The 14,114-nt window shown below is 68.9% G+C and carries 12 protein-coding genes; 6 read left to right on the plus strand and 6 right to left on the minus strand.

Going from position 1 to position 14,114, the window contains the following annotated elements; genetic code table 11:
* Positions 1–49: 49 nt before the first annotated feature.
* The gene (locus ACN28I_RS40335; protein ID WP_420947207.1) at positions 50–1,255 is read left to right on the plus strand and encodes a cytochrome P450 family protein; all 1,206 of its coding nucleotides are present in this window, start codon (positions 50–52) and stop codon (positions 1,253–1,255) included.
* Positions 1,256–1,260: 5 nt separating this feature from the next.
* Here ACN28I_RS40335 and ACN28I_RS40340 read toward each other — a convergent pair whose 3' ends face one another.
* The 3 genes from ACN28I_RS40340 to ACN28I_RS40350 are packed head-to-tail and all read right to left on the minus strand — an operon-like array spanning position 1,261 to position 5,353.
* Entirely contained in the window at positions 1,261–2,052 is a 792-nt protein-coding gene (locus tag ACN28I_RS40340; protein WP_420947208.1) for an enoyl-CoA hydratase/isomerase family protein, read from the minus strand.
* 12 nt (positions 2,053–2,064) lie between these two features.
* Positions 2,065–4,602 (minus strand): ELWxxDGT repeat protein, encoded by a 2,538-nt coding sequence (locus tag ACN28I_RS40345; RefSeq protein ID WP_420947209.1) that lies wholly within the window; start codon positions 4,600–4,602, stop codon positions 2,065–2,067.
* Positions 4,559–5,353, minus strand: a complete 795-nt coding sequence (locus tag ACN28I_RS40350) for a hypothetical protein (protein WP_420947210.1) — start codon at positions 5,351–5,353, stop codon at positions 4,559–4,561. The genes ACN28I_RS40345 and ACN28I_RS40350 overlap by 44 nt, the downstream gene beginning before the upstream one ends.
* 297 nt (positions 5,354–5,650) lie before the next feature.
* Between ACN28I_RS40350 and ACN28I_RS40355 the strand changes: the two genes are divergently transcribed.
* Positions 5,651–6,988 carry a hypothetical protein gene (locus ACN28I_RS40355; protein WP_420947211.1) on the plus strand — a complete coding sequence of 446 codons (1,338 nt, stop codon included), beginning with the start codon at positions 5,651–5,653 and terminating at the stop codon, positions 6,986–6,988.
* 32 nt (positions 6,989–7,020) lie between these two features.
* Here ACN28I_RS40355 and ACN28I_RS40360 read toward each other — a convergent pair whose 3' ends face one another.
* A complete protein-coding gene (locus tag ACN28I_RS40360; RefSeq protein ID WP_420947212.1) occupies positions 7,021–8,454 on the minus strand; it encodes a DUF4476 domain-containing protein in 1,434 nt (477 codons plus the stop codon).
* 519 nt (positions 8,455–8,973) lie between these two features.
* On the opposite strand from ACN28I_RS40360, the gene ACN28I_RS40365 reads away from it, so the two are divergent.
* Positions 8,974–9,981: a LamG domain-containing protein gene (locus ACN28I_RS40365; protein ID WP_420947213.1), complete on the plus strand. Its 1,008-nt coding sequence runs from the start codon at positions 8,974–8,976 to the stop codon at positions 9,979–9,981.
* 75 nt (positions 9,982–10,056) lie between these two features.
* On the opposite strand, the gene ACN28I_RS40370 is transcribed toward ACN28I_RS40365, so the two are convergent.
* Both ACN28I_RS40370 and ACN28I_RS40375 read right to left on the minus strand, forming a co-directional pair.
* The gene (locus ACN28I_RS40370) at positions 10,057–10,680 is read right to left on the minus strand and encodes a DUF488 family protein (protein WP_420947214.1); all 624 of its coding nucleotides are present in this window, start codon (positions 10,678–10,680) and stop codon (positions 10,057–10,059) included.
* Positions 10,681–10,803: 123 nt separating this feature from the next.
* Complete coding sequence (locus ACN28I_RS40375) at positions 10,804–11,592, minus strand: SAM hydrolase/SAM-dependent halogenase family protein (protein ID WP_420947215.1); 789 nt, start codon at positions 11,590–11,592, stop codon at positions 10,804–10,806.
* A gap of 106 nt (positions 11,593–11,698) precedes the next feature.
* On the opposite strand from ACN28I_RS40375, the gene ACN28I_RS40380 reads away from it, so the two are divergent.
* From ACN28I_RS40380 to ACN28I_RS40390, 3 genes are all read left to right on the plus strand, one after another.
* Positions 11,699–12,709 (plus strand): FAD-dependent oxidoreductase, encoded by a 1,011-nt coding sequence (locus ACN28I_RS40380; protein ID WP_420947216.1) that lies wholly within the window; start codon positions 11,699–11,701, stop codon positions 12,707–12,709.
* A complete protein-coding gene (locus tag ACN28I_RS40385) occupies positions 12,699–13,091 on the plus strand; it encodes a DUF2750 domain-containing protein (protein ID WP_420947217.1) in 393 nt (130 codons plus the stop codon). The genes ACN28I_RS40380 and ACN28I_RS40385 overlap by 11 nt, the downstream gene beginning before the upstream one ends.
* A gap of 138 nt (positions 13,092–13,229) precedes the next feature.
* The gene (locus ACN28I_RS40390) at positions 13,230–14,111 is read left to right on the plus strand and encodes an OmpA family protein (RefSeq protein ID WP_420947218.1); all 882 of its coding nucleotides are present in this window, start codon (positions 13,230–13,232) and stop codon (positions 14,109–14,111) included.
* Positions 14,112–14,114 lie beyond the last annotated feature (3 nt).

Consider the following 14,114-nt stretch of genomic DNA (forward strand, 5'->3'; position numbering starts at 1 on the left):
AACGGCCTAGCGGACTCAGCCCGGGTGTCTCACTGACGAGAGGAACACCATGACCGGGAATGCCCATGAGCTGTGGACACCTGCCCATCGCGCCGACCCTCGGCCCGCCTACGCGCGCCTGCGCCAGGAGGCCCGCATCGTCCGGTTGGTGGAGCCCACCCAGCAGATGCCGTTCTGGCTGGTGACCCACTATCGGGACGTCATGCCGCTGCTGCGTGACGACCGCCTCTCGAAGGATGCGTACAAGTTGAGCGAGCAGGCCCGCTCGTTCTTCCTCCGCTTCACCCACGATGGGCTCGCCAGGCACATGTTGTTCGCGGATGCTCCGGACCACACCCGGCTGCGCTCCCTGGTCTCCCAGGCGTTCACCCCTCGCCGCGTCGAGTCGCTGCGCTCTCGCATCACCACCGTCGCCACCGGGCTGCTCGAGGCGGCGATCGCCCGCGGACGCGTGGACTTCCTCGAGGCGTTCGCCTTCCCGCTGCCCATCATCGTCATCACCGAGCTGCTGGGCCTTCCTCCCGAGGACCGCGAGCCCTTCCGCGCCTGGACCCAGGCGCTGCTGATCCCTCCACCCGATGGCAACCCCGAGCCCGTCATGGCGGCGGGCCATCAATTCCTGCGCTACTTCACCGCGCTCCTCGAGCGGCGCCGGGCCGAGCCGGGAGATGACCTCGTCAGCGCGATGCTGGCCGTCGAGGCGGAGGGGGATCGGCTCCGTCCCGAGGAGCTCATCGGCATGCTCTTCCTGTTGCTGGTGGCGGGCCACGAGACGACGGTGAACCTGCTGGGCAGCGGGCTGCTGGCGCTGCTCCAGCATCCCGAGCAGCACGAGCGCCTGAGGGCGGACCGGGGACTGATGGGCCCGGCGGTGGAGGAGATGCTGCGCTACTGCAGCCCGGTGGAGACGAGCACGGCCCGCTTCACGTTGGCGCCCACGGAGATTTGTGGCCAGGTGATTCCCGCCGAGGAGATGGTGATCGCCGGGTTGATGTCGGCCAACCATGATCCCGAGGTGTTCGCCGAGCCGGAGCGCTTCGATGTGGGGCGCACGCCCAACAAGCACATGGCCTTCGGCATGGGCATCCACTACTGCCTGGGAGCGCCGCTGGCACGGCTGGAGGCGGCGGTGGCCTTCAATCTGCTGATGGATCGGGCGCCCCAGGTAAGGCTGGCGGTGGCGCCCGAGCGGCTGGAGTGGCGCAAGTCGTCGCTCATCCGGGGCCTGGAGCAGCTCCCGGTGCGCTTCGACTGACGGCGTCAGCGCCCCTGGAAGAGGGGCGCCCTGCGCGCCGCCGCGGCCGCGAGCCCCTCGCCCAGGTCCTCGCTCCCGTAGCTCTCCGCCTGGAAGCGCGCCTCTTCCTCCAGGGCCCGCTGGAGGGCGGCCCGGTCCGGAGCCAGCCTGCGCTTGAGCGCGCGGGTGGCCAGCGGGGCATTCGCCGCCACCTGGGCCGCGAGCTTCCGGGCGCGCGCGAGCACCTCGGGCCCCGGCGTCGCCTCGAGCGCCAGCCCGAGCCGCACCGCCTCACGCCCATCGAAGCGGCGGCCCGTGAGGAGCAGCTCCGCACCCCGCTGCGCGCCCGCCCTCCACGGCATGAAGTACGTGGCCCCCATGCCCGGGTGCAGGCCCAGTTGGACGAAGTTGAGCGCGAGCTTCGCGTCCTCGGCGACGACGCACAGGTCGCACGCGAGCGCCACGCACAGCCCGGCGCCAATCGCCGCTCCCTCCACCGCGGCCACCGTGGGCACCGGCAGCTCCAGCACGCTGAGGTAGCGCGCATAGAAGTCGAGCATGAAGGTGCGCGCCTCCTCCGAGGACACCCGGCGCAGCCGCTCGAGCATCTGGAGGTCTCCTCCCCCGGAGAACGCTCCGCCGGCCCCGGTGAGGACGACCGCCCTCACGTCGGGGCGTTGCTGGAGCTCGGCCACCCGGTCCCGCAGCGCTTCCCCGAGCTCGGGCGTCATGGCGTTGCGGCGGGCGGCATCATTCAGCGTGAGGGTGGCGACGGCACCCTCCACCTCGAGCAGGACAGCTGTGGACGGAGTGGACATGCCCCCCTTTTATCAGCCGCGGGCTTGCCCGGACGGTGGGCCTCCCCTGGGCCTCCTGCGCGGGCTCCTCCGGCCCAGGAGTGCCACGAGGGTCAGCACCTGCCAGGCGAGTGCACCCTGGGCCGTCGCCCCGCAGCCCATGGAGGAAGAGGGACCCTGCGCGGAGGGCTCCTCGGGGGGCTGGACGTTTCCTGGAGCCGTCACCTGGACGTGGAACCCACAGGTCGCGCTATTGCCCGCCGCATCCCTGGCCGAGACCGTGACCAGGGTCGTCCCCACCGGGAAGGTGCTGCCCGAGGGGGTGCTGTAGGTCACCTCCGGGGTGGAGACCGCGTCGTGCACCGTCGCGGCGGGGTACTCCACCCCCGCGCCACTGGCCTGTGCCGCCTGCACCGTCTGCTCCGCCGGGCAGGTCACCACGGGGGCCGTGGTGTCCTTCACGGTGATGGGGAACGTGCAACTCGCGCCCGGACCCGCGACGGCGGAGACTTGCGTGACACCCAGGGGGAAGACGGCGCCCGGCTCATGGCTGTACCGCACCGAGGGACGTGGCTCGTGCGCCTCGTCCACCCACACGGGGCTGAAGGCCACGCTCGCCCCCATCGCGGACGTCGCCTCCGCGGTGTAGGGGCCGGGGCAGAGGAAGAAGACGTCGGGCAGGGGGACCGTCCAGAGCTCTTGCCCATGCTCCGGATCCGCGCCGGACAAGAGGAGCTGGCCGCCAAGCACGACGCCGCTGTCAGAGGAGAAGGAGGAGGCATGGTCCTCGACGGGGAACGTCCCGGCGGCCGTTCCATCACCCAGCCAGAGCCGATGGCCGCCCGGGTCCGGGTTGTGGGTCGCGAGGAGGAGCAGGTTTCCGGCACGGGACAGCCGGGTGATGCCCAGACTGGCGATGCTGCCCTTCATCACGAGCCCCGTTCCCTCGACCGTGCCGTCCGAGCTCCAGAGCTCCCGAGCCGTCAGGAAGAAGACCCTCCCTCCCAGTTCCACCAGGTCGCGGACCCCATCAAAGGACCCGAGCAGGACCGTTCCCGCTTCCGTTCCATCCGAGACCCAGAGCTGCGGTTGCTGGCCGTAGAGGTAGGTGGGCCTGGCGCTGAAGACAACCCTGTCACCCACCCGCACCATGTCCCGCAGGTCCCAGTCGGCCCCCGCTCCCACGTTCTTGAGCAGGACCGAGCCCGCTTCGGTTCCGTCCGTCTTCCAGAGTTGGCCAGCGGGGCCTAGGAACAGCAGGCTTCCTCCCAGGGGTACCCCCGCCGTGGAGGTATGGGACGGAAGGACTCCCAGGTTCTTGATGACGGTGGTGCCGGCCTCCGTTCCATCACTCCCCCACAGCTCCATCCAGGACCCGGTGCTCGCGTATCTCGAGACGGGAAAGAGGAGCTTCCCGTCCAGCACGCCCAGGAAGTTGGGCGTCGAGTCGTTCACCCCTCCGGGGGCGATACTCTTGACGAAGGTGGTGCCCGCCCGCGTTCCATCGCTCCTCCACAACGCGTCGTTGAGGACGAAGTAGAGCTCACCGTTCATGGCGCCCAGGGGTCCGTAATGCGCGAAGGGCCCATGCGGCAAGAGGTCCTGGAGCAGGACGGTGCCCGCCTCCGTCCCGTCGCTCTTCCACAGCCGCATGCCCCGCACGCCATCATCGGCCAGGAAGAAGAGCGTTCCACCGACGTTGCGCAGATCGCTGGGGATGGAGCCCCCACGTCCCGGGTTGAGGTCCTTCACCAGCGTGGTGCCGGCCGCCGTCCCATCGGTCTTCCAGAGCTCCTCGCCGTGCGTCTCCGTCCTGGCCCGGAAGAAGACCGTCTCGCCTACCCGGGTCAGGTCGCCGGGCGCCGAGCTCGCGGGCCGCACCTCCACGTCGCGGACGAGGACGGTACCGGCCGCCGTCCCATCGCTCGTCCACGGCTCCGCGCCATGCACGCCATCATCGGCCCAGAAGAAGAGCGTGCCGTCCGCGGCCACCAGGCTGACGGGAGCCGAGGCGCGCTCCCCCGGGTGGATGTCCTTGACGAGCAAGGTGCCGCCCTCCGTTCCGTCGCTCGTCCACGGCTCCGCGCCATGCACGCCATCATCGGCCACGAAGAAGAGCCTTCCACCCACGTTCTTCAAGTCCCGGAGCCCGGCTCCGTGAGGACCCGGGCGGAGATCCTTCACGAGGACGGTGCCCTCCCGTGTCCCATCGCTCTTCCACAGCTCGGGGCCGTGGACTCCGTCATCCGCTGCGAAGAAGAGTGCCGCCCCCACCTCGGTCAGCGACGTGGGGTTCGAGATTCCTGCTCCAGGCTGGAAATCCCTGACGAGAGAGGTGCCGTCCCCCGTCCCATCACTCGTCCACAATTCCAGGCCGCTGTCAGCGGAGCGCACCAGGAAGAGTCTCGCTCCCGCGGATGCCATCGCCTTGACGCTCCCGCCGAGGCGGCCGGGGAGGAAATCCTTCACGAGGACGGTGCCCTCCTGCGTCCCGTCGCTCTTCCAGAGCTCCTGGCCATGGATTCCATCATCGGCCAGGAAGAAGAGCGTCGTTCCCACGCGCGTCATCATCGAGGGCGCCGAGCCCTCTCCTCCAGGAAGGATGTCCTTGACGAGGACCGTGCCGGCCGCCGTCCCATCGCTCTTCCAGAGCTTCCCGGCCGTGAGCGTTGTCGCCATCATCGGCGGCGAAGAAGAGGGTGCCGCCCACGGTCTCGAGCCCGGAGGGCGTCGACGAGCCGGTCCCTGGAAGGATGTCCTTGACGAGGTAGCCGCGCGACTCCGCCGTGTCGATCTTGTACAGCTCGGCGCCCAGGTGACGATGGGGATAGGTCCTGCCGTCCGTGAACGGGAAGTACAGTGCCCCCCCCATGGTCTCGACATCCCGTTGGGCGACGCTTTCGGTGGGCATACGGCCGGGAGGGCCGATGAACCCGGGGGACCCGAAGCCGCCGCTCACCCTCCACCCCAAGTCGTGAAGATAGAAGTAGAGGCGCCCGTTGAGTCCGAACATGAGCGAGGCCTCGGTCTGGTTCTGGACGAGCACGGTCCCAGGCGAGGTGCCATCGCTCTTCCAGAGTTGAGGGCCCAGGTACTCGAAGGAGGTGCCGCTGCCGGACGCCCACGTCACGATCCGCTGGGACCGTGACGAGAAGAAGAGCGTCCCATCGACCATGGCCGCAGCGGTCGGAGTCGAGGACAACGGCTCGGTGTTGAGGTCGCTGAGCCTCCGGGCCTGGACCTGCGAGGCCGTGCTGCCATGGCTCCAGAGCGGGAACAACAGGGCCAGGAGCCCTACCAGGCTTCCTTGAAACAGCTTCATCGAGGATTACCCCCCGGAGAGCCACCGGCCGGGCCCTTCCACAAGTGCTGCGAGCCAACCACTGTTCTCCATGCACCCGGGGACGTCAAGGCACCCAGAACCGGGGCAGGCTCACCTTTCGTGAGCGGGCATGACACCGTGCGGGCAACCCCGCGGCCCGACAGCCGCACCTTCTTCAGGAGCTCACGACTCTTGCGACATCCATTGACTCACGTGTGGAGCCTGCTGGTACTGGCCTTCCTTTCCGTTGTTCCGGCCGAAAGTGCCGCACAGCCCTTCTGTCTCGAGTGCGTCAACGTGCGCATCGACCGCCCGCGGATCATTCGGGGACCGGCCTCGGACGAACTGGACAGCTTCTTCAACGAGATCCGCCTGGCCAATGGACTCAAGCGGGGATTCACCGCGAACGCGTCCACCTATGCGATGGACGGCAAGGAGCCATGGGACATGGGCGGTGTCCGGCGGAAGGTTCTCGAACCCGGTTCACCGGGCACCTACAACGAGTGTGGACATTGGTTGAGTGACACGGTGAAGCTGGGCGGTGTCGTCCATGGGTTCGTCCACGCGGAGAGTGATTGCAACTACCTGGAGGGACGGACCCACAAGTCCATGGCCTTCGCCACGTCCTCCAACGAAGGGCTCACCTGGTCCCTCAAGGGACAGATCATCACCGGCACGGATGCTCCGGCTCCCAGCATCCACACGGGCGAAGGTGATTGCACCGTCATCCATGGGGCGGATGGCTACTACTACGCGTACTGCCTGCGCGCGCGCGACTGGGTGACCATCGTGGCACGTGCGCCGGTGGCGAACCCGGCTCCCGGCAAGTGGTTCAAGTATGACGGCACTTCCTGGAGCCAGCCCGGACTGGGCGGAGAGGCCAGCAGCCTCGGGGCGCTGGGGAGCGCCGCGGCGCATTGGGTGACACAGGATCAGATCCTCCTCCTGGGCCAGGACAAATGGTTCGGGGGACTGAAGGCCTCCTTCTCCAGCGACAAGCTCCAGTTCACCACCATGAACGAGCCGTGGCTCTTCCTGGATGACGACGAGTGGAACCGCCCCGCGCCGACGGAGCTCATCGCCTATGCCAGCGTCCTGAGCCACGACCAGGTCAACAACGAGATCCGCAACCCTTTCATCCTGACCTACACCTATGTCCCGCCGGGGGAGAAGTTCGACCGGCGGTACCTGGTGTTCCGCGACGTCTCGATATGGATGTCCTCCTCGCCCGCCTCCCCGCAGGTCGGCGTTGCACTCTCCCGTTGGTACAACGCCGCCACCCAGGATCGCTGGAGCACGACGGCGGCCGTCCCGGGGAACGACGAGACCTACGTGTACGAGGGACTGCTGGGCTACCTGATGACGAAGCCGCATCCGACGCTGGCGACGGTCAAGCTGGAGGACTGTGTGAGCGACTGGCCCGGACACCCCGACCACCTGCTGGCCGAATGTGAGGCGGAGGGGTACTCCCGGTTGCGCACGGCCGGGTGGATCTTCGAGGCGCCTCAACCGAACACCCTGCCGCTCTACCGTTGCTACAACCCCGAGGTGCGGCAGCACTTCGTCTCGAACCAGGCGAACTGCGAGGGTATGGGCAGCAAGGAATGGTTGATGGGCCACGCGCTGGCCCGGTGAGCCTGACGCAGCCCATGGCTCCGCGCTGTTGCCTACTCGATGGCGCGGTAGATGCCGCCGGTGGCCTTGGCCAGTTGCAGCATCAGCTCTCGCGACCTGGGCTTGTTGTCACTCTTGAAGCTGCCCATCAGGAAGGCAACGGTGTTCACCACCACCTCCCGCTGGGCATCCCAGGCGGCCACGTCCTCGAGGATCTCCGCATGGGCCTTCTTCTTTCCGTCCGTCGGCATGCCGTCGGTGAGGAAGTAGACGGCGTCCACCTCGGAGTCGGCGAAGGCCTTCTCCAGAGCGCCGTGGATGTTGGTGCCACCGCCCTGCTGAAGCGCGCCCACGTACTGCACCGCCTCCTGCACCGACCGCGGCGTGGCCGCGACGAGGCGAGGCTTCCACGTCTGCACGCGCGTGGAGAAGACGACGAGGTTGAACTTCGCGTCCGCCGCGAGCTGCTCCTTCAGCACGGACTGCAGCTCGCGCTGCACGAACTGGAGCCGGGTGAGCGACTCGCCCCGGTTGGTGGTGAAACGCGCCTCCATGCTGCCGGAGACGTCCACCACGAAGATGGCGCGCTTGCTGCGGATGGTGCCGTACACCGGGCTGCGCGGTTTGATGGTCTCCAGGATCCTGCGCGCCTCCTCCTTCTGGGCCCCGAAGGTGAACTCGTCGAGGATGATGAACTTGTTCTCCGCGTCCGTGATGGCGTCCTTGAGCACGCGCAGCACCTTCAGCTTGTCATCGTTGAAGGAGTACGTCCCCAGCACCCCGCGCACCTCGCGCGACGTCATGCCGAGGATGTGCGCGTCCATCATCTTCACCGCCTGCACCATGTCGTCGCTGAAGGTGAGGCTCGGGACGAGCTGCTGGAGCTGCGCGGAGGTGAAGCCCTCGGGGCGGCTGGAGATGGCTGTCCGGAGCACGCTCATCCTGCCGTCGGTGAAGTCCTCCTTCTGGAGCGCCGCGGCGAGCGTGCGGACGTCCGCGTCCGGCCAGGCGCCCACCTGGTTCACCAGCAGCGGCATCATCTCGCCCGTGCTGCTGCCCCGGGTCGACGCGCTGACGCGGGTGGACTCGCTGCCGGTGGCCGCTGGCGCGGCGCTGGGGGCAGCGGGCGCGGCCTTCCGGATGTGGGCGAGGAGCGCCCTGGCCTTCTCCTTCTCGTCGTCGAAGCTGAAGAGGGTGACGAGCTTGCGCTTGTTCTCCGGATCCTCGATGCGGTCCTTGAGCGCCGAGAGCGCCTCGAGCTTGTCATCGCCGAAGGAGAACCGCTCGACCAGGCGCGCCACCTGCGCGCAGGTGAAGGTGTTGGTGGAGGCCGCGGTCTTCAGCAGGGTGAGCTTCGCGTCGGAGAGGTGCTCGTCGTCCACGCGAGCTTCGAGCTGCTGAAAGAGCGCACCGTCCATCGCCCGGGCGGGCGCGGGCAGCAACGCGGCGAGCGTGAGACAGAGGGCCAGACACCTGGAAAGGTTCATGTCTGGGATGGTGAAGGAAGCCAGGGGGCGCGGCAATGCTCCCGGCCGCGCCCCTCGCGGAGGCGCTGTGGGCGCGACCTCCGCCTTGAGGTCCTCGAGTTCCCGCTGTGACTCCCGCGATGCTCGTCATGCTCCTGTCCGCCACGTTCTGCATCCTGGCGGGGCAGTTGATCTCCCCGGAGCGTCCAAGCCAGCGGAAGTCAGTTCTTTCAGGGGTGCTCTTGCAGGAAGGCACGGGGCGCCTTCCGGCCGCGCGGCGTGCCGAGTGGTCCAACAATCGGACCAGTTGCTCCCCATCGCGGCCGGAACCTCCGCCCCTGAAAAGACGGGGAGAGTCGAGCCCTTGGAGATACGGGCACGGAGTAGCGCTCTGACGCTTCCCCCGGCTGTAGCCCCCCAGGCGACAAGACCGTGCCTCCACTGTTGCCTGGCGTGCTTCACCCAGGGACAGGCCCTGGGAAAGCCCCTGTCATTTCAGAGGCCTTCGCACTGGCTCGATCGATGCAAAACGGGGAAGCCATGAACATTCAAGGTGCAGTGAAGGCAATGAGCCTGGGGTTGCTGCTGACCGCCGGCACGAGTGCGTGGGCCGCTCCCATCTGCAACGGGGGCACGGTCATCTCGTACACCAACGCGGGAATCGTGGGCTGCATGTTCCCGGCCTGGGGGGCTGGCCCGGCCAGCATGTGTAACGGCGCCACCATCCTGCCCACGGGCGGCGGCTGTCAGGTCTGCATCGTGGAGCCCTATGCCACCCAGCTGATGAACGGCAACACGTCCGGGTTCACGCCGAACGACTTCTCCTGCCTGAAGTGCAGCAAGAAGGTGGGCGCCGTGGCCTGGTGGAGCTTCGATGAGCCCTACGAGTATTCCTGGGACCTCTCGGCGGGCGTGAACTACGACGATCGCGGGGCCGGCACCTACAACGGGGGCTATCCCGCCCCGGGCAAGGTGCAGGGGAGCATCCAGCTCGATGGGGTGGATGACTACGTCGAGGTGGAGGACCACCCCAGCCTGAACTTCGGCACCGGCAACTTCTCCTTCGAGAGCTGGATCAAGGTCCCGAGCACGGCCGGCTCCGGCTCCTACGTGCTGTTGGACAAGCGGGTCTCCTCGCCCGCGTGGCGGGGCATCTCCATCGGGCTCTACTATCAGCGGCTGCTGCTCCAGCTCGCGGACGGCGCCTATTACAACTGGACCTCCGCGGGCACCGTGCCCATGGACGGCAACTGGCACCACGTGGCCGTCTCGGTCAACCGCACCTCCACCACGGGCATCCAGTTCTACGTGGACGGCGTGGCGGTGGGCAGCGGCAACCCCACCGTGCGCAGTGGCTCGCTGAGCAACACCAGCGTGCTGCGCCTGGGCAGCCGCTCGCAGGGCCCCGTCAACGGACAGGTCCAGCTCGGGCTGGATGAGACCGCCCTCTACAACCGGGCACTCACCCCCTCCGAGGTCCAGAACCTCTACAGCTCCGGCCAGTACGGCGTCTGCAAGAACCACCTCCAGCCCAACCCCTGGTGGTGAGGAACGGGGTCCAAACCACCGTGCGGCGCCTCCGCCACGAAGGTGGCGGACGCCGCATCGCTGGAAAGGGAAGTCTCATCTCCGAGGCTGCGCAGGCGAGCCGCGCAGCCTCGTTGGAGCAGGCTCGAGGCTTCCCTCCCGGCCTCCGGGGTAGAGCACCTGCCGGCCGTGCAGCTCCGCGAAGGGCGTGAGCTTGTGCGGCTCGGCGCGGGTTCGGCTGGTGATGTGCCGCACCTCCACCCCCCGGGCGTACAGCGCGTCCGCCACGAGCGAGCGGTGGCACCTCCAGCGCACCGCCTCGGCGCACATGAGCGCCAGCGGTCCGTCCGGCGTGAGCTCCCTCAGCTCCTCGAGCCCCCGCGTGAACTCGTCCGTCTGCATGTAGTCCGCGTAGCCTCGGAAACTGAGGTTGCGCCATGCGCTGTTGGGCGAGTCCTTGCTCGCGCGTCTCAGTCCTCCGAGCCTCGGCAGGTGCACGTAGCGGATGTCTGCTGGAGCGAGCGTGCGGGGCAGGGCGTCCTGGTTGAACTGGGGGTTCGTGCGCGAGCGCGGCACCGTGCGGATGTCCACCAGCGTCTGGATGCCGTGCGCCTGGAGCAAGTCCACCAGCTCCTGGGCCGAACGCGTGGAGTGGCCCACCGTGTAGATGCGGGCCTTCCCCCAGCCCGGTGCCTTTCGTCTCGGCCGCTCCGTGTCCATCGCTCGTATTCCCCTCGCGGGAAGGTGGGCACGGGGGTGAACGGGGGGAACCCGATACCCTCACCCCGGCCCTCTCCCGGGGGGAGAGGGAGCTTGCCACCGTGGGCCCTCAGGGGGCTTGCTTCAGCAGGGCTCGATGCGCACTCGTGCTCCCCGGCCTGCTCCGAGCACCTCCGCCGCACTGCCGTCCCGCACGGAGACCTCCAGCAGTCCCGCGCTTCCCACCAGGGACAGGGGTTGTCCGGACGCCACGGCCTGGTAGTGCGCGTGGGGCGCGTCCTCGATGACCGTGCTCCCGAGGTGCACCCGGAAGCGCGCGGGCAGCAGCGCTCCCGGGAGATTGGTGATGAGGTTGCCGTAGGTGTCCACGTGGAGCACCTCGCCCACCGGGCATCCGTTTTCCTCTCGCGGCGGCGGGAATGAGAACGGTCTCTCCAGAGCCCGTAGCGCCCGGCCGAGCCTCTCCAGCGGTACGCCCGCCGCCAGGTGCCCCACCACCGGAGCGAATACGTCCCGTCCTTGGAAGGTCCTCGACTGCCTCGGGCCCCAGTATTCCGGCGCGCTCAGCTCCACCGCCGCGTCCAGTCCCCCGAGCTGCTCCAGCGCTGGCACCAGCAGTCCGTTGTCCGGCCCCACCAGCACGTCTCCCCGTCGTGCCCTCGCCGCCACGGCGCGTCGCGTCGAGCCTACGCCCGGATCCACCACCGCCAGATGCAGCGAGCCCACGGGGAAGGCCTCCACCGCGCTCCACAGCAGGAACGCTCCCGCCTTCACGTCCTGTGCGGGTACCTCATGCGTGAGGTCCACGAGCACCGCTCCCGGACACACCCGCAGGAGCGCCGCCTTCAGTTGGCCCACGTAGGTGTCCGTCAAGCCGAAGTCCGTCAGCAGGCTGATGAGTGGGGAAGGCATCGCGTCGGGAGGATAGCCGCACCGCCCCGGTTCCGGATTCAGCGGGGGGGCATTCACTTCCCGGGGCCCTTCCGCGATAGAACTGGGAGTTGCCCCCCTGTCTCCCATGCGCGTCGTCATCCTTGGCTGTGGAGTCTCTGGCCTGTCCTGTGGTGTCCGGCTGCTCGAAGCCGGTCACCCGGTGGAGATTTGGGCGCGCGAGCTTCCTCCGCACACCACGTCCGATGTCGCGGCGGCCGTCTGGTACCCGTACCGCGCCTTCCCCCAGGAGCGTGTCACCGCCTGGGCCGCGCGCACCCTCGAGGAGCTGTGCGTGCTCGCCGCGCAGCCCGAGACCGGCGTGCGGCGCGTCCTCGGGACGGAGCTCCTGCTGTGGCCCGCTGCTGATCCGTGGTGGTCCCCGAGCGTGCCCGGCTTCCGCCGCGTCACTCCGGCCGAGCTGCTCCCGGGCTTCGTGGATGGCTTCGTCTTCGAGGCCCCCGTCATCGACATGCGGCGCTATCTCCCGTACCTGCTGGAGCGCTTCCGCGGGCTCGGCGGCTCCATCCTCCAGCGCGAGGTGCATTCGCTCGACGAGGCCTGGGAGGTGGCTCCGCTGGTGGTCAACTGCACCGGCCTGGGGTCGCGCGCCCTGCTGGGGGACGAGACGCTCTTCCCCATCCGCGGGGAGGTGCTCCGCGTGGCGCCGCTGCCGCTGGAGCGCTTCCTCCTCGATGAGCAGGACGAGGCGCGGGGCATGACCTACCTCATTCCCCGCATCGACGACTGCATCCTCGGCGGCACGGCCGTGGAGGGGAGTTGGGCGCTCGAACCGGACCCGGCGCAGGCCGAGGCCATCCTCGCGCGCGCGGCGCGGTTGCTGCCCGCGGGCACCCGGCTCCATGTGTTGCAGCACCTCGTGGGGCTGCGGCCCGGACGGCCCGCCGTGCGCCTCGAGCTGGAGCAGGTGGGAGGACGTCACGTCCTCCACAACTACGGACATGGCGGAGCGGGCGTGACACTCTCCTGGGGATGCGCCGAGGAGGTGGCCGCGCTCGTGGGCCAGGTGACCGGTGGCGCGTCCCATGTCGGACCGGCCCGCCATCCTTCGACCCTTGGGAGGACCCATGGAAAGTGAGCAGAGCCAGGAGCGCATGCAGGCCGTGCTGCGGTTGCCCGCCGCGCGCCGCTACGCGTACTTCCTTCAGCGCGTGGCCGAGTCCGGCGAGGTCTGGGGGTTGGATGGCGAGGGCTGGGCGCTCGCGCTCGACGACTCCGGGCGGGACGTGCTTCCGCTCTGGCCCGCGCCCGAGTTCGCCGCCATGTGCGCCACCCGCCTGTGGTCCGGTTTCCAGCCTCGCGCCATCAAGCTGCAGGAGCTGCTGGAGAACGTGCTGCCTCAGCTCGAGGAGGAGGGGATGCCGGTGGGCATCTTCTTCACCCCCGAGGGGCAGGGCCACCCGATCTCCGCCGGCGAGCTCATCGAGGCCCTGCGCTCGGCGAGCGGACCCCTGGCCTGAAACTTCGTGCCCCTGGCTGTAACCGCGCGGCGTGGAGCGGTGGGCGCTCCGCCATCAGTGGAACGTTGCACCTCCAGACACCTGGGCGCACCTGCACCGCCTTGAGGCGCACCGGGCGGGGCTTCTAGCTTGCGCGCCATGCCTGGAGATTCCGACAAGACGGTGTATGCGAAGGGGGTTGGCCCCCGGGGTGAGGGTGGTGGTTCGAAGCCCTGGGTTCCGTGGCTGGTGACGGCGGCGGTGGTGCTGCTCGCCGGTGTCGCGGGCTACCTCGGTTATGGCGCGTATTCGATGCAGAAGGAGCGCGCGGAGGCGGCGGAGAAGGCGGCCGCGGACGCCCGTGCGCTGACGGTGAGCACGGAGCAGGCGCGCAAGGCGCTGGAGGAGCAGCTCTCGCAGCAGCTCGTGGCGAAGGACCAGAAGCTCACGGCGCTCGAGGACGAGCGCACCCGGCTGTCCACCGAGCGCGAGCAGCTTCAGCAGGCCGTGCAGGAGAAGGACGCCGAGCTCGCCCGGCTCAAGGCCACCTACGAGGACATCGAGCAGAAGCTGAAGGCGGAGATCACCGACGGGGAGATCCGCCTGTCGCAGGCCGAGGGCCGCATCCAGGTGGACCTGGTGGACAAGATTCTCTTCGACTCCGGCGAGGCGAGCCTGTCGCCGCGCGGGAGCGAGGTGCTGGCGCGGCTGGGCGCGGTGCTCTCCAAGGTGGAGAACCGCTCCATCCTCGTGTCGGGCCACACGGATGACGCGCCGCCCTCGCAGCGGCTGGCGGCCACCTTCCCGACGAACTGGGAGCTGTCGGTGGCGCGCGCGGTGAACGTGGTGCGCTTCCTCGGGGAGAGTGCCAGTGTGCCCCCGGGCAAGCTGGTGGCCGCGGGTCATGCCGACACGAAGCCCGTGGCCAGCAACGCCACGCCCAAGGGCCGCGCCCGCAACCGCCGCATCGAGATCCTCCTCATTCCGGATCTCCCCGCGGGCAAGCAGGGCCAGACCAAGACGGCCGCGGACGCGCGCTGAGCC

The sequence above is a fragment of the Archangium gephyra genome, from assembly GCF_049060025.1.
Taxonomy (GTDB): Bacteria; Myxococcota; Myxococcia; order Myxococcales; family Myxococcaceae; genus Archangium; species Archangium gephyra_A.

Excerpts from the sequence above, each read along its gene's own strand:
- ACN28I_RS40360 (WP_420947212.1), bottom strand. The coding sequence starts at position 8,454 with ATGAACCTTTCCAGGTGTCTGGCCCTCTGTCTCACGCTCGCCGCGTTG.
- ACN28I_RS40345 (WP_420947209.1), bottom strand. The coding sequence starts at position 4,602 with ATGATGACGCGCGTGGGAACGACGCTCTTCTTCCTGGCCGATGATGGA.
- ACN28I_RS40390 (WP_420947218.1), top strand. The coding sequence starts at position 13,230 with ATGCCTGGAGATTCCGACAAGACGGTGTATGCGAAGGGGGTTGGCCCC.
- ACN28I_RS40365 (WP_420947213.1), top strand. The coding sequence starts at position 8,974 with ATGAACATTCAAGGTGCAGTGAAGGCAATGAGCCTGGGGTTGCTGCTG.
- ACN28I_RS40350 (WP_420947210.1), bottom strand. The coding sequence starts at position 5,353 with ATGAAGCTGTTTCAAGGAAGCCTGGTAGGGCTCCTGGCCCTGTTGTTC.
- ACN28I_RS40340 (WP_420947208.1), bottom strand. The coding sequence starts at position 2,052 with ATGTCCACTCCGTCCACAGCTGTCCTGCTCGAGGTGGAGGGTGCCGTC.
- ACN28I_RS40385 (WP_420947217.1), top strand. The coding sequence starts at position 12,699 with ATGGAAAGTGAGCAGAGCCAGGAGCGCATGCAGGCCGTGCTGCGGTTG.
- ACN28I_RS40335 (WP_420947207.1), top strand. The coding sequence starts at position 50 with ATGACCGGGAATGCCCATGAGCTGTGGACACCTGCCCATCGCGCCGAC.
- ACN28I_RS40370 (WP_420947214.1), bottom strand. The coding sequence starts at position 10,680 with ATGGACACGGAGCGGCCGAGACGAAAGGCACCGGGCTGGGGGAAGGCC.
- ACN28I_RS40380 (WP_420947216.1), top strand. The coding sequence starts at position 11,699 with ATGCGCGTCGTCATCCTTGGCTGTGGAGTCTCTGGCCTGTCCTGTGGT.
- ACN28I_RS40375 (WP_420947215.1), bottom strand. The coding sequence starts at position 11,592 with ATGCCTTCCCCACTCATCAGCCTGCTGACGGACTTCGGCTTGACGGAC.